Annotated in this window: 18 protein-coding genes; 6 read left to right on the top strand and 12 right to left on the bottom strand. The window is 52.0% G+C overall.

The window, feature by feature from the left end:
* Positions 1-7 precede the first annotated feature (7 nt).
* The 12 genes from JYJ62_RS10710 to JYJ62_RS10655 all read right to left on the bottom strand — a co-directional run bounded on the left by JYJ62_RS10710 (position 8) and on the right by JYJ62_RS10655 (position 11,454).
* On the bottom strand, positions 8-361 hold the full coding sequence (locus JYJ62_RS10710) for a head decoration protein (RefSeq protein WP_205342216.1): 354 nt from the start codon (positions 359-361) through the stop codon (positions 8-10).
* A 41-nt stretch (positions 362-402) separates the two neighbouring features.
* Positions 403-1,650, bottom strand: coding sequence for a S49 family peptidase (locus JYJ62_RS10705; RefSeq protein WP_205342215.1), 1,248 nt, complete (start codon positions 1,648-1,650; stop codon positions 403-405).
* Positions 1,647-3,242, bottom strand: a complete 1,596-nt coding sequence (locus JYJ62_RS10700) for a phage portal protein (protein WP_205342214.1) — start codon at positions 3,240-3,242, stop codon at positions 1,647-1,649. Before JYJ62_RS10700 ends, JYJ62_RS10705 begins: the two co-directional genes overlap by 4 nt.
* On the bottom strand, positions 3,242-3,457 hold the full coding sequence (locus JYJ62_RS10695; RefSeq protein ID WP_205342213.1) for a hypothetical protein: 216 nt from the start codon (positions 3,455-3,457) through the stop codon (positions 3,242-3,244). Before JYJ62_RS10695 ends, JYJ62_RS10700 begins: the two co-directional genes overlap by 1 nt.
* Positions 3,458-3,470: 13 nt before the next feature.
* Complete coding sequence (locus tag JYJ62_RS10690; protein WP_205342212.1) at positions 3,471-5,498, bottom strand: phage terminase large subunit family protein; 2,028 nt, start codon at positions 5,496-5,498, stop codon at positions 3,471-3,473.
* Positions 5,416-5,934 carry a terminase small subunit gene (locus JYJ62_RS10685; protein ID WP_205342211.1) on the bottom strand — a complete coding sequence of 173 codons (519 nt, stop codon included), beginning with the start codon at positions 5,932-5,934 and terminating at the stop codon, positions 5,416-5,418. Before JYJ62_RS10685 ends, JYJ62_RS10690 begins: the two co-directional genes overlap by 83 nt.
* 308 nt (positions 5,935-6,242) lie before the next feature.
* Complete coding sequence (locus JYJ62_RS10680; protein ID WP_205342210.1) at positions 6,243-6,566, bottom strand: phage holin family protein; 324 nt, start codon at positions 6,564-6,566, stop codon at positions 6,243-6,245.
* A 301-nt stretch (positions 6,567-6,867) separates the two neighbouring features.
* Positions 6,868-7,293: a hypothetical protein gene (locus JYJ62_RS10675; RefSeq protein WP_205342209.1), complete on the bottom strand. Its 426-nt coding sequence runs from the start codon at positions 7,291-7,293 to the stop codon at positions 6,868-6,870.
* A gap of 342 nt (positions 7,294-7,635) precedes the next feature.
* Complete coding sequence (locus JYJ62_RS10670; RefSeq protein ID WP_205342208.1) at positions 7,636-10,392, bottom strand: DUF5906 domain-containing protein; 2,757 nt, start codon at positions 10,390-10,392, stop codon at positions 7,636-7,638.
* Positions 10,389-10,598: a TraR/DksA family transcriptional regulator gene (locus tag JYJ62_RS10665; protein WP_205342207.1), complete on the bottom strand. Its 210-nt coding sequence runs from the start codon at positions 10,596-10,598 to the stop codon at positions 10,389-10,391. Before JYJ62_RS10665 ends, JYJ62_RS10670 begins: the two co-directional genes overlap by 4 nt.
* A complete protein-coding gene (locus tag JYJ62_RS10660) occupies positions 10,591-11,073 on the bottom strand; it encodes a phage regulatory CII family protein (RefSeq protein ID WP_205342206.1) in 483 nt (160 codons plus the stop codon). Before JYJ62_RS10660 ends, JYJ62_RS10665 begins: the two co-directional genes overlap by 8 nt.
* Positions 11,074-11,208: 135 nt before the next feature.
* Complete coding sequence (locus tag JYJ62_RS10655) at positions 11,209-11,454, bottom strand: YdaS family helix-turn-helix protein (RefSeq protein ID WP_205342205.1); 246 nt, start codon at positions 11,452-11,454, stop codon at positions 11,209-11,211.
* 79 nt (positions 11,455-11,533) lie between these two features.
* On the opposite strand from JYJ62_RS10655, the gene JYJ62_RS10650 reads away from it, so the two are divergent.
* From JYJ62_RS10650 to JYJ62_RS10625, 6 genes are all read left to right on the top strand, one after another.
* A complete protein-coding gene (locus tag JYJ62_RS10650) occupies positions 11,534-12,196 on the top strand; it encodes a S24 family peptidase (RefSeq protein ID WP_205342204.1) in 663 nt (220 codons plus the stop codon).
* A gap of 96 nt (positions 12,197-12,292) precedes the next feature.
* Positions 12,293-12,490, top strand: coding sequence for a hypothetical protein (locus JYJ62_RS10645; protein ID WP_205342203.1), 198 nt, complete (start codon positions 12,293-12,295; stop codon positions 12,488-12,490).
* Positions 12,487-13,116, top strand: coding sequence for a deoxynucleotide monophosphate kinase (locus JYJ62_RS10640; RefSeq protein WP_205342202.1), 630 nt, complete (start codon positions 12,487-12,489; stop codon positions 13,114-13,116). The genes JYJ62_RS10645 and JYJ62_RS10640 overlap by 4 nt, the downstream gene beginning before the upstream one ends.
* Complete coding sequence (locus JYJ62_RS10635; protein ID WP_205342201.1) at positions 13,106-13,387, top strand: hypothetical protein; 282 nt, start codon at positions 13,106-13,108, stop codon at positions 13,385-13,387. Before JYJ62_RS10640 ends, JYJ62_RS10635 begins: the two co-directional genes overlap by 11 nt.
* A 149-nt stretch (positions 13,388-13,536) precedes the next feature.
* Positions 13,537-13,785 carry a pyocin activator PrtN family protein gene (locus tag JYJ62_RS10630; protein WP_205342200.1) on the top strand — a complete coding sequence of 83 codons (249 nt, stop codon included), beginning with the start codon at positions 13,537-13,539 and terminating at the stop codon, positions 13,783-13,785.
* Between the two features lie 10 nt (positions 13,786-13,795).
* Positions 13,796-14,422 (top strand): 3'-5' exonuclease, encoded by a 627-nt coding sequence (locus JYJ62_RS10625; RefSeq protein WP_205342199.1) that lies wholly within the window; start codon positions 13,796-13,798, stop codon positions 14,420-14,422.
* Positions 14,423-14,448 lie beyond the last annotated feature (26 nt).

Raw genomic sequence — 14,448 nt, 5'->3', positions numbered from 1 at the left:
GCTGTGCTTAGCGCACGAAGATTGATAAGGGGCGCAATGCGGCTTTTACGCTTTCGAGCGTATGGCCTGTGCCGATTTGCAGCTGACTGCCCAGCACTTCACCGGTCAGGCGCACGATGCCGACACCTTTGGCGTCTGTGGTAGTGATGGCTTCAGCGCAAATAACCACCGGAACTTTCGCAGTGTCTTCTGCGGCTGCAAGGCTGAGCACGTAGTCGCCAGTTGCATCTTTGCCTAGCACTGAGCCGACCTTTAATGTTTGATTAATGCCGATGGTGACGGCGTCCGTCACAACAGGGAAATCACCAGCGCTGAGCTGCTCTGGGATGTAGGTTTGTACTACTGGGTTAGTGGCGGCCATGGGAGGCTCCTGTATTACGCGGGATTGATTAACGCACTGGGTTATTTAACGCCAGCGCCTTTGAGCATCAGGCCAACTAAGCCGGTGCGTTTTTCTGCAGCTTTGTCATCATCACCAGCTGGTGATTGGTGCGTGGTGCTGGTCGAGTCGCTTTTAATGCCAGACAAGCTGATGCCGCGCTCTTTGCTGGCGGTCAGGATGGCCATGGCTGCAGTTTCTGCGCTGTGGCCACCTTCGATGGCTGCATTAATTTCAGCTTGGAACTCGGGGCCGGCTAATTGGGTGATGGCGGTAACGCGCTCACGCTCAGCTTTTGCCGCTTCGGTTTTCACGTCGGTCAGGTCAAAGCTTTCGAGCGTGGCTGGCACTGCTTCAGCGATTACGATGTTCTCTGCAGTGGTGCCTGCAGCCAGTGCGGCGTGCAGTTCTGCTGTGGTTTTTACGACTGTCTTAGTCATAGTGGTGGGTCTCCAAAGGTTGGTTGGTTGTTGCGGTGTCGAAAGCTCAGTGATGAGCGATTCAAGCGAGCCGAGCCGATGGGCCAAGCCATGAGTAACGGCATCTGCACCAACGCGAATGCCGCCGAGGTCGCCCATTGCTGGGATTTTTTCAGGGTCTACACCGAGGTGAAGCGCTACTTTTTGTTGGAATACGCTGCCCAGCGAATCAACCATTTCGCCCAGCTTGGCGCGGCCAGCTTCGGTGGTGAGATCCGGGCGTTTGTTGGGTGCGTTACTGCTGACAATTTCATATGAGGTGCCGCCATCGCTCTGCTTATCAATATGGACTTCTAGCGCTGCGCCAATGCTGCCGGCTAGGCCGATGTCATCAATGACGATTTCGTGCGCAGCACTGGCAATCCAGTAGGCGGCGCTGGCACCGGTGCCGCCGATGTAGGCGACAATCTTTTTCTTTTCGCGGCCTTGGAATACTAGGTTGGCCAACTCGTTGATGCCGCTGGCAACACCACCTGGACTGTCAATATTCAGCACGATTGATTTGATACTTGGATCATCAAGCGCGGTCTGGATATCGGTGGCCAGCACTTCGGTACTGGTTGCGCCGCTGATACGTGTCATCAAGTTGGCGTAGCGAAAGATCGGGCCAGTTACGGGGATCACTGCTACACCATTGCGATTGGTGACGGTGTGGGTATGTTCAAGCTGTTTGCCAAGTCTGGTTTCCAGCGCTTCAACATCGTTTGAGCGCTTAGCAATGCTTAGGATATTGTCCAGTGCGTCGGGCAAAATCAGCCACGTTTGTGAGGCTGCTAATTCAAATGCGCTCATTCGTCACCTGTTTTTTTAATGTCGGTTTCAGGTACTTGGTTTTTCGGTACCGAGTAAATGCCGTCTGCTTTGCGCTGATTGATCTCGACCAGTCGCTGGGCGTAGATATCTGCCCACGGCTCGCCGCTCATTGCTGCGGCTTCCATGGCTTCGTTGCTGACGCCGATGTCGATCCGCTTGCCTGCTGCGTTGGCTTCCTTGAGTTCGTCAATGGCGCCGCGTGCGGGGCCGATCCATAGCGCATTAAGGTAGGCGCGGCGTTTGGCTGGGTCGTTGTAGCCGGGCAAGTTGATCATTCCACGGGCTACCGCTTCATCAATCACCAGTGCGCGTGTCGGTTGGCAGAAATCACTGACCAACCACCAGCGGCGCTGGCTGTAGAATCGCCATGCCTGAAGCATTGCGGCGCGTGCGGCTGAATAGCTGCTGTCGTAGTGCAGCATCAGTTCTTCTTTAGGAATTTCTAAAGCGGCGCCAATTTGCGTTACAAAAGCATTGAAGTAGGGATCGAACTGGGCGCTTGCGCGTGCAGGGTTAACAGTGGTGGCTTTTTCGCCTTTGCCAAGGTCAACAATTGCCCCCTCCCCTAAGCTAATATTTTCGCTGTGACCTCCATCGTCAGGCATCTCTGAACCCATCATGCTCATTGGCGACAGGCTCTCTTCGTAGTGTTCTGTTTTTTCAATAAACACGGTGAAGAATGCGCTGAGTACTGCGCCCATTAATTCTGCTGAACTGTAGCGCTCAAGCTTTTGTAGTGGCTCAAGTACTGGAGCGAGGAATGGCGCGCCGCGTTTTTGTCCAGGGCGCTCCTTTTCATTCATGATATGTAAGGTGCGGCGGCGGCCAGTCTCTTTGCCGAACGCATCAAGCACATGCCATTTACGGGTTATGCTGGCAAAGGTGCGGCCAACCTTGTAATCACTGGTCACGTGGTAGCGAACTGGTGCCCCGTACTGGTCAAACTCAACACCATCGACCATGGTATTCGTGTCTTGCGCGTCGCCTGGGTTGCTAACACGATCGGCCTCAAAAATCTGCAGTCGAGTACCAAACAATGTTCCGGTGCGCTCGATGTAAGGTGTGGCAACAAATACGTCACCATTGACCAGCGCTGATATCAGTACCAAGGCCTGCATTTGATAGTGATTTAGCGTTGCTTCTGCGTCACATTCACGGGCATCTAATGCGTACAGCTCCCAGATTCTATTGAGCTGACAATCGTGTTCAGCGCCCTGCTCTGCAGTGATACCTAAGCCTTTGGCGTCCACTTGTGCGTAACACACTAGGCCGGTACCCACTACACTGGTACGTAACCGCATGACTGCAGCACGAGCCAGCAGGTGGTTGCGCATGGCATCGCGTGAACGGGCGATCAGAGTTTCACGTTCACCAAGTGGCAAATCAGCCGCTGGGCTTCTTAGTCCTGGTATCCAGCTGACCATGGAACGTAGAACTCGGGATGCACCGCGATAGCGAGTCTCTACCCCGCCGCCGCCACCTTGAGCTGTTGGCTGGTTTTGTGGGTTGGCGTATTGCATGGCGGCTTCGAGCAGTTTGGTTTGTACGGATTCGGCAATCTCTTTGCTCATTAAATCACCCCGTAGTAAACGCGATTGCGTGGTTTACGCTGGGCGCTTCTGGCTTCAGTTGATGCCGCTTGCGCGTACTGCTTTTCGAGTAATCGTAGGGCATTTAGGTCGGCCAGCTTAAGTACGCGGCCGTCTTTTTGGATTGACTGACCATACGTCAGCACCTCGTTGATCGAGGCGCGAACATCGGCCAACCGTTTTTCTGCTGTTGGCATGGTGGTCTCCTGTTTAAATTCCGCTGCTGCGCGAGCCTCGGCGGCGCGTTGCTTTGGCTGCGCGCGCTGGCACTTGAGCAACTGCCTCATCGGGCTTACTGAATAAGTTTGGTTGCATGATCTGCTGCTCGAGCGCATCCCATTCATGCTCTTTGAGCAAGTGCGTTTTGAGTGATCGAGCGGCATGCAAGGCGTAAACCTCACAGTCCAATGCTTCGTTGCGCCTGCCTGATTTCAGCTGCCATACCATGCGGCTTGGGTTGCGCGGATGCGGGGCTAAGACTTCGTTGGTGAGCTGCTCAAAGTAATCGGCGCGGATATCTTGGTACCAGTGCATGCGGCCGGGGCCAGTACCCAGTAATCGCAGGCGTTGGTCGATCAGTGTTTTGGCTTTGTGCGTACCAACGATGTTGACGCGCAGCCCATATTTGGCGGCCTTTGATTTATTGGTGCGACTGGCATCGATGGATTGCGGTGGGCGCGTGTAAATCTCACGCTCACGACTATCGATCGATGCCCCTTTGATTGCCATTACACCGAACTTCTGGCGGGTACGAACGTAGCTGTAAACGGAGTCGTTTGTATTTCCGTCCGAGCTGTCCAATGATGCTGCGCTGATACCTAATACTGCGTTATTAGCGGTAGGAATTGGCGTTGATAGCAATTTGTCGAGCTCGCCCCATACTGGGTCTTTTTCGTCTTTTATGTCGCCGTGAAGCTCATCCCAGTAAAGCCTCCACGACTCTTCATTTCTGCCCCAGCCAACAACAACGATGGCGATACGGTCATGCTGAAAGTCGATACCGGCAGTAATAAGCAGTACGCCATGCGGTGCGGTCATTTGCTTGTAATCTTTAGCTCGTTCTTTTAGGTCGTCTACTGCAGGTGCGTCGCTTTGGTATTCGTATGACTCGCCTTTCGATGAGTTTACGAATGCAATCATGGGGCCAATATTGCCCATGTCTGCTGCGCGCTGTGCCTGCAGTTTCTTTTCGATCAGAACTTCAAAGCGTGAGCCGTAGAACGTGGCGTACAACTCATTAATGTAGTAGCCAGCAATACCGCGAAACTCTGCAGTGGCAACCCATCGACCGTGCTTCAGGTTTGCGTTTTTTTGGTTGTCATCCCAAACTGAGCCGCAGTGCGGGCAGTTGTAGAATGCTGTTTCTGGCCGATGTGATCCGTATACCTCGTGATTTACTGTCTTGTCTTCATCACAATGCAGGTTGTCGAAGTTCAACGCATGCGATTGGCCGCAGTCATGGCATGGCACCAAGCCGCGACGTTTGTCCGACAGTTCCATTTCGGCTTCAATAGAAGATAGGCCCTTGAGTGTTGGCGTACCGCCGATGATGATCTTTGGCCGGCGGAACGTTTTAAGACGCTCCTTTGCCAGCTTGATACTGTCACCTTGGCCGCGCAGGTTCAGGTTACAGTCGTCTGGCTCTTCGATAATTACACGGCCAACGGGCGTTGATTTAACGCTGGCGGGAGAGTTGGAGCCGACCATCTTCAAAAACCCACCAGGGAACTTCTTAAAGTCTTGACGCTGCTGCAGCTTGCGGCTGCGTAAGTCCACTTTGCGCGCGAGGCGTGGCGTGGCTTCAATCATCGGTTCCAGCTTTTCGCCAACGTACTGTTTAACGGAGTCTGCTTTCGGGAACAGCATCAAGATTGGCGCGGGATCAATATCGATCCACTTACCGATGGCGTTACCAGCAACACCTGAAGTCCATGCCACCTGCGCAGATTTCATGCCGCAGATTTCAATCACTTCAGGGTCTTCTAATGCTTCGAGTGGTCCGCCTGGCCACGTTAAGTGTGGCGTAATTGCAAACGAGTACTTACCAGAGCGAGCAGCTTCAACTGGTGATAACCAGCGGTAGCGCTCAGCCCATTCGATAAAGGTTACGTTTGGCGGCGGTGACCAGTGGCGTGCAAGGCGTTTGATTTTCTGCCTAGCTGTAGTCGTCAGCTTCCTCCGCGTCGCCGCGCTGGTCAGTATCCCCGTTTGCTGACTCGAGGTCGTCGTCAGGATCATAGTTGGCCATATTCCTAAGCACCTGATCGATTGGGTCGCGGATCAAGGTTTCATCAATATCAATGTTGTAACGCGCCGATAAGTCAGTCGCGATCTGGTCTGGCAATGTATTCAGTAGCTCGCCTTTAGCGGCTACGATCATTGCCTCAAAGCGGCCTAGCAATTCATCTGCTACAACCACCTCCTCTAAATCTTTTGCGTAAGCCAGCTCTTCGCGGTCGCCACGGATCCTGTCGAGCCTTTCTTTGGCTGACTCCTTGCCGTTGTTGAGTGCACGGTCAACTATCCAGCCGATCACTGTTACGGTGTCGTATTCGTTTTCGTTGCCACGGCCAAGGCCAAACTCTAAAACAGGCATGCCTTCGTTTTGCCAGCGAGTCAGCGTACGCTCATCTCTGCCAACAAAATCAGCAAGCTGAGCTTTTGTGACTCGCATATCAAACCTCGAATAATCTAAAGACGGACACCCTAAGGGCCGCCTCAGCTAGAGAGCGAACGGGCACGAATTACCCGCGTAGCATGGCCCCCGCTCAAGAGGACCCATGAAAGTAGATATCCGGAACGGCTAGCTATACTTATTTAAAATAATTAATGCGGATGCGTTACCTGTTCGTAATCTGCATTAGAGGATAGCCCTTACTATTAGGACTTTAGAGCCCAATCCAACACCCTAATCAGAGCTATCCTCTAATGCACACTGCTTACACCCAATTCAATACAATGAAGGGCGCGCCCTTCAGTAGATTAGCTCTTGGTGTCAATGCCGGCGTCTAAACGTCGCGCAATTGCTCGGCTATACAGCACGCCAGCAATGTCAGCACCGAGCAGCCCAACGACCATGCCGAGGCCACCGCTAATCATTAGTCGCCCCCAAAGCTCCTGTGCCAGCATTAGCGTGGCAACGCCAAACATAGCGCTGGATGAGAAGCGTAATAGAACGCGCTTAATGATATCGCTAGTGGTTACACCCGGAAGATCAGCTTGGCGCATTTCACCAGCCATGCCCGCCAATGCAACCAGTACAAATAACATTAGTGGAACATCGAGCAGCGTACGTTCGTCATTCATCGCCAAGCCTTATCCGTCAATGGGGTAGAAATTAAAAAGCCCCCCAAACGCCGTAAAGATTTGGGAGGCTTGGTGCTGTCTGGTGGTGGTCAGACAGCGAGGACACAACACGAACTTAGATACCGCTGGCTGTATTTGCTTTCGAGCTTTGCTGTAGGCGTCAAACCAAACGATATGTAAAAGGTAGGGGATGAGGCCTAGTGGCGTAAACCCCCTTTTAAAGCCTTTACGGTTCGCTACCTATTCGCTCCGTACTCATAATGCAGTCGCACCGTGCAGCCCCGACGAACGGTCATAACACTTACGCGGCTAGGATATGAGCAGCTAGGTGCAGCTCAAGGTAATCGTGAAGAGCATTCAGCCAGATTTGATAGGTGGCGCGTGAAACGCCCACCAAAGCAAACTGCTCCTCAAGGCTACAGCCGGCCGCCACGACATAGCGAACCCGCGCCAAACGCCACAGTGAGGCCGCACGGCCGCTACCAAGGCCGCCAGCATCCACATCATCAAACATCTGCAGCAACAGCATATCCACGTCATCACAGCGGCGTGATGTCTCCAAGTACATAGGCACCTTGCTCAAGCATCTGCCGTGACCTTCTCCAAAGTTCATTACGCCCTTGTTATCGATCAGAGGGCCTAGCTGGCTCGGGATACTCGCAACCAGCTTGCCTGCTGCCATCTCAGCGCCCCAGGCATACAACACTGCATCAACTTGCTTATTCATTGGAAAGCTCCTCAATCAACCAAACAACACCAAAATCCAACCCTAGACAGAAAACACCCAACCCTAGACAGAACCCTAGACAATTTAAAACCTTATAAAACAACTACTTAAGCTCTATTGTCTAGGGTGTCTAGGGTGTCTAGGGGTTTTTGCTCACGCATGAGAATTAAAAACAGAATCCGTACTTTAATCTTTTATTATTTAATACATGCGTGCGCGCGGGTTAAACCCTAGACACCCTAGACAGACCACCGCAAAGCCACGAACTGCGCGGCTCTTGCTTGTCTATGGTTGGCGAAACCAACCCTAGACACACCCTAGACACCCTAGACAGTTGAAGCATTACGCAGCCTCCCGAGGTCGATCAGCATCCATCGGCACAATAAAGCCGAGGCACTTAGCCCAGCTATCCACCGACCAGCCCGCCCAGTAAGCCGCACGCCGCCACTGCCTGATAGCCGCGCCCATAGCCTTAGCGTCACTCAGCGGTGGCATGGAGGCCCTATCAATGTCAGGAATGAACAACATGCTGCGCCTGCGTACACCGCTGTCGTCCATCCAAAACACTGTGCTGGTTGTTTTTGGCACCTTGGTCGATACAAACAGAGAGAACTTCGTTTCACTTAAAGTATTTTCCTTATTCACATGACACCATTCAAGGTACAGATCATGCAGGTCCTGAGTGCGCACAATATCGTATGGTACAGAAAGAAGGCTTTGCCGCCACTGCGCAATGAAGTTTTCCCAGCCTGACCGCGATAATTCAACCAACCGCTGCCGTGCATACGTGAACGGAGGCCGCGTGCGCTGATCGAAGTCACCGCAGTCGTAATTCATCAGATAACCAAGCAGCGCCTCAACACCCTCGCCCGTCAGCTCAGCGCCGAGTGCCTTTTGACGATCCACCGGTAATGTCTTTTCAGGCCACATCACCAGCATGCGTCGGTCATTCTCACTGATGGGCCAAGGTAGAATCTCGTTTGATAAGAAAACCGCATTCATGTGGTTGGACTCTTCCCAGCCATTCACAAACTTTGATTCCATCCGCACCGTCTTACCGGTGATCATGTGCTTGATCTTGCCGACTTGGTTATAACGCTGATCGCGGCTCACAACCTCTTCAAACACCGCATACATCTTGCCCGACTGCCAAACCGTCCAGCTCGACTCAAGCTGCGCCTGCCCGACTGTTGCCCCGTACTGTCCGTAAACCTGCCCCATAATGTCACTGAAAAACAAAGATTTGCCCGATCCTTCCATACTGGAGTGCAGCAATACTGCAGTATCCATCTTCGAACCCATATTCTGAAGCGGATAAGCCAACCAACAGGTCAACCAGTGCGTTGCATCAGGATCGCCGTTGCACAAGAAGCTAATCAGCTCACGCATCGCCGCGCACTTGCTATCATCATCAACCGGTGCCAGCGGCAAACCCTCAAACGTATTGATATAAACAGCAGGGTCTTTAGTCATAGTCGGATCGAAAACAATGTGATCCATATCCACGACTGTGCGCTCAGGCGAGTTCAGCCACATCGGATACGCATCACCCAGCATCATTTTGACAGCGCCTTCCGGCACACGGCGACGCTTTGAGCGGTCCCAAATATCCTTAGTGCCATCGATATAAACATAACGCTCAACAGGGCTCATGCCACCCCAACCATCGCGCAGCGCCTTGCCCTGCATCTTGCGACGGTCAACCAACATTTGCGCCTGGTCTTTATCAATCAGCTTCTTGCGAATATTATCCAGCCACGTTTTAGCATGGTCTTTGCCAACCATCGCTTCAAACGCAGACTTACGCATAACCGCTACTTTATGGCCATCCCAAACATCAGTCTTGCCCTCAACTAAAGCAAACCGACCGAGTATCTTCTGGTCTATCGCCGCCTTACGCGCCTCATCATCCCCCGCCCCCCCCAGTGGTGCAGGTGCCGCAAAATCTGCCGTCCCACCGTTCACTGATGGGGCTGGGGGAAGCTGACCAAGCTCAAACGCAGCCAACAGTTGAGCCATTACCGCTTCACCGCCAAGACTGACCTGCAAATCATTCCAGTCAGCGCCTACTGCACCGCCAGTTGGAAACACAGCAATACCGTCATACTGCTTAGCCGCATTCATTGCCGCCGTGCGCCCCGGATTGCCAGGCTTAGTCGGGTCATCGTCACCTGCAACCAGCAGCTGCATATCAGGATATTGCTCAACAAGAGCACTACACACCTTGCTCAAGTTTCCGCAGTCATACGCTATGGCTGTTGGCCAGCCAGTAGCAGCATGGACACTTGCCGCAGTCGAAAAACCCTCAGCCACCGCCAGCACCGACGCACCTGTCATGCTGCCAATCAATGAGTAGCAGCCGCTTTTACGGCCAGACTTCGGGAACATCTTAGTCCCCTGCTCGTTAATCGTTTGAATCGACTGCAGTTGGCCGTGCTTATCAAATAGCGGAAGCACAATCATGCCTGCCCGCAAAACCATCATGCTCAGTGTTTCAGGTCGTGGCTTAGGCACACTACGTAACCAGCGGTGACCGTCATCACCCACCCAGATTTGCACCCGTGCTGCGGCTGAATCAATCTCGATAACAACCAGCTTATTCATAAATCGCGCAGGCCCGTTCGATACCTGCCTATTTTTCAGATAGACGCTATCACCCGCCGTATTGCAGTGCAGCTCCCAAACCTTACGGCAAGCATCGCTCACCTGGTCACGCATCAATTCTTCAGCCGCCTCAGCCGCTGCATCATCAATCGCACGCTGGGCTTGCTCAGTTGCACGTTGCGCTTCAATACGCTCACGCTCAGCCGCGCTGATTTCACGAACTTCACGCTGCCAGCCATTCTCAGCAGCCATTTTAATAACAGAGGCAATCCCTAGAGCACTGCCTCTGAACGATTTCCAAACTGAGCGTGTTGAGGCAGCTTTATAGCCGTCACCCGACTGACTCCAGTTGTCGTAAATATCAAAGGCTGCATCGCCAAATTCATGGCGCAAACCCATGCCGACACTCACCCATGTATCACGCACGTCAGCGTTGATATAAGACAACATCAAAGGAACTTCATGCAGCTCAAGCGGGTTATTTATAACGCTCATCTACGCTGCTCCCGTATCGACTGACAATCGACACAGGTCGAGCAAAACGGCAAGGCTTCACGGCGCGCTTGCGGAATCGCAACATCGCAGTCTTCACACTCAAGCGCCCCACCAACTGTCTGGCCAGCTACGCGGCTACGCTCATTTAAGGAGCGCTCTAAAAACTGCTCAGCGTAGTCGTTTGCTAAATCTGCTGGATCAGCCATGGTTGACCTCCACCGCCAACTCAGCACCGGCCACAATGCCCAGCACCTGGCCAATCAAACGCTCAGCGTGATAACGCAGCTCAGCAACCTCGTGCGCTTTCCAAGCATCATCAGCGCTGCCGTCCGCCAGCGAGCGCACATAAGCACCCACTTCATCCAACAATGCGGCCACCGACTTGAGCGATGCATCACCAGTACTAACTACAGTAGGCACAAAAGCCATTGCGCCTGCTGGACGCACCAATGCTGCTAGCAAGCGCTGATCGCGCGTGGCTTCCACAATTTCTTCAATAAGCTCAGGCCGAATTGGCCGAATGTCTTTAGGGTTGACCCGCTTGCACAGATCATCCGCAGATATACCAAGAGTAAGAGCGAGCGCGAATTGCCCGCCAGGATAATCACGACTAGCGCGATACAGCGCTTGCCGAACATTAAGTTGAACATTTTCAACAGGAAGTAAGTCTTTACGGCTCATACGGCTTTTCCTAATCGCTATCGCCGTTGCGTGTTCTTAAGCAATTGCTTATGATTCGCTTACGGCTTGTATATTTGCATGTGCGGCCTAGCTAAGGGGGAGATCGTGGTGGATTGCCCCTTAGCGATTCTTAATTTAGGCAGCTCTTTTAATGTCACACTCAATATCTTGATGCCATTGCACCCAATTGATATCAGGTCGCAACGAACTCAAAGAAACCTCATAGCCAGTCAACCGAGCAATATTGATTGCTAGTGTCACGTTAGGGATTTTATGTCCCCATGCAACCTGCCTTAAATATCCGAGAGAAGTACCGCATTCCTTAGCGAATACAGGTAAACCGCTAGATGATTGTTGCTTGATAAATTCTAATAGCTTCATAAATACCTCCAAGTAGCGAGAATAATACCTATAGGTATTTAATAAATCAACAACTGATTGGTATATAAAAGGCTGGATCATGAACGTTTTTGAAATGCGACTCGCAATATTGAATAAAATAATCTCTCCTACGGACGGTTCTAATAGGAGGAATATTGCCGAGTTCTGCCGCACTCACAACTTCAGCAAGACCTATCCTGCGTACCTCACTCAAGTTCTTAATGGCACTAAGAATATGGGAGATAACGCCGCAATCGAATTTGAAAACACTTTAGGCTTACCGCCAGGTACTTTGAGCGCTCCTCAATTAGAGGAGGCTAGCGAATTCGAGGCTGCACCAGAAATAAGGAATTGGCGCGTAGTGGATATAAAGGGAACAGCCCAACTCGGCGACGAGGGCTTCTGGTGTGAGCTAGAGAGCGCAGACGGCTGTATAGAAGTGATTAGTAACGACCCATCCGCGTATGCCTTACGCACAAAAGGCGACTCTATGCATCCTGCCATACGCAACGGATGGGTAGTTTGGTGCGAACCAAACCATGAGTTAGTCAGTGGCGAATACGTCATGGTTAAAACAGTTGACGGCAGATGCATGATCAAAGAACTTCTGTACCATAACAATATTGAAGCTAGCCTGATGTCAATAAACCACACCCACGACCGCATAAACATACCGATAGAAAATATTGAGCACATTCACTATGTCGGCGGGATCGTATCGCCCAGCAAAATAAGATACTAACCTATTGGTAAATAAATACCTTTTAGTATTGACTGATAAAAACCTTTAGCTATACTTACTCCGAACCCACCACGGTCTCACTCGGAGTAATTCACTATGCAAACTCAAAATGCACATACATTTACAACCGCTACTATCCACCTGCACCCTGCTTGCGCCTCAAGTCCTGCCGCAATCGCGCACATTGAGCGTGAGACAGGCGGGCAGTTGGTCATTCGCAGCGGCAAAGCTGTTCTAAAACAATCCCGCAACATCGGCGGTCACTTCCCAACAGGCGGAGGTGACGCAGCATGAAACCTCGTTTAATCGCCGCCCAAAGCAGCCAGGATGCACCTTGGCCAACGCTACCTATTATTGGTATCGCAGGTCATGCGCGCTCAGGTAAAGACACCATCGCGAAGCTCATCAAGCAAGAGCATCACTGTATGACGTATGCCTTTGCTGAGCCACTAAAGACCATGCTAAAAGCTATCGGCCTAGAGGAGCATGAGCTAAATGGCTGGAAAAAAGACGAGATGAACAATGATTTTCAAGCAACGCCTCGTCACATGATGCAAACCTTGGGCACTGAATGGGGCCGCGACACCATCAATGCAGATATATGGCTGATTGCTGCCGCAAAGCGCTTGCACCGCTTAAATCAAGCGCAGCCAGACGCAACAATTCTGATCACTGACGTGCGCTTTCCAAATGAAGCTGACTTTGTGCGCGAGCATGGCTTTTTAATCCACGTTGAACGCCCAGTTAAGCGCATAAGCGGCAGCACTCATCGCAGCGAAAACCGTTTAAGCGTTAAAGACACCGATCACATCATTATTAATGATGGCAGTCTTGAAGATCTGCGTGAAGAAGCCCTACGCATCTCTAGCCAGATCAGTATCGACGTTCGCCGCCAGCTGGAGGTTCGCCATGCATCGTGACATCAATCAAGCAGCGGCACTCCTCAGCCTAAAGCCCCACCATTTACGCAAAAAGCTGCGTGATATCGGCGTGCTAACCCAAATCGGCGAACTGCACTGCAAGCACCGCCAAGGCCCGAACTTCTTTGTGCAAACGCGCAGCCGCTGGAACCCGTCAATCCAGTCCTACTCGCATTACGGCGTTGTGATGATCACCGAGAACGGTATCGCCTGGATAGCTCAACAGCTGGCCATTCAGATACGGAAAATGCCGCTTAAAAATGTGGCCTAGACACTACGCGGCGCAAATTACAGAGCTAAAAACCCTGCAAGAGCGCCGCGAAGCAATAGAAAAGGTGCCAGCGCACCTAAAACCCATAGTTGAAACGCATTTACGCATCAAATGGCAGCACGCTGCAGCATCAAAGGGGGCGCGGGGGAATGGCAACGACAACGCTTGATCAACTGCGAAAACGTTACACCCGTAATCACATAGAGCTCTCAGAGTTCCGCGCAGATTACATGCCACACATCAACAACGAGGAGCACCTGCTGCGCATTTTGCGCGCACACCCGCAACCGCTAAGCGTCAGCAAACTACACGCCAGCCAGCGCGCTCCATGCATTATTTATCTGAGCGACCTAGCCCGCTGGCTAGACGCACAAGAAGCCGCAGCAAAAGCTGCATAAGGAATAAGCCGTGAAAAACATAATGATTGATCTGGAAACCATGGGCATAGGCAGCAATGCCGCTATTTGCTCCATTGGCGCAGTCGAATTTGATCTAGAAAGCGGCACTTTAGGCCGTGAGTTTTACGAAACCGTTGACCTGCAGAGCTCTGTAAATGCCGGCGGGGTTATGGATGCCTCCACAGTTTTATGGTGGTTAAAGCAAAGTGAGGCTGCGAGTAAAGAGCTGTTAGATCCATCTACAGACATATACGTCGCCCTAACCCTGCTTACCGACTGGATGCATGACAGCGAAACCCCGCTTAAAGAAATTTGCATCTGGGGCAATGGCGCAGACTTTGACAACGTCATTCTAATAAACATCTACGAACGCCTAGGCATGGTTGCGCCATGGGGCCGTTGGTCAAATCGCTGCTACCGCACCATAAAAAGCATGAACGGTGACTTGGTAATCGAGCGCACCGGAATTCACCAAAACGCACTGGATGACGCTAAAAGCCAAGCGCAGCACCTAATCAAGCTCACGCAGCGCACCGTCATTCTGCAAGAATGCTTGGGTTGTGGAGACACCTTCGGGCGCACAATCACTGATGATAAATCAGCATGCAGAGCCTGCACGAATAACCCACACCTATAAGTTGAAACAAAACCGCAGCACGAGAT

The sequence above is a fragment of the Denitrificimonas caeni genome (assembly GCF_905120345.1).
GTDB lineage: Bacteria > Pseudomonadota > Gammaproteobacteria > Pseudomonadales > Pseudomonadaceae > Denitrificimonas > Denitrificimonas caeni_A.
This window is presented reverse-complemented; position numbering and strand designations above follow the sequence as displayed.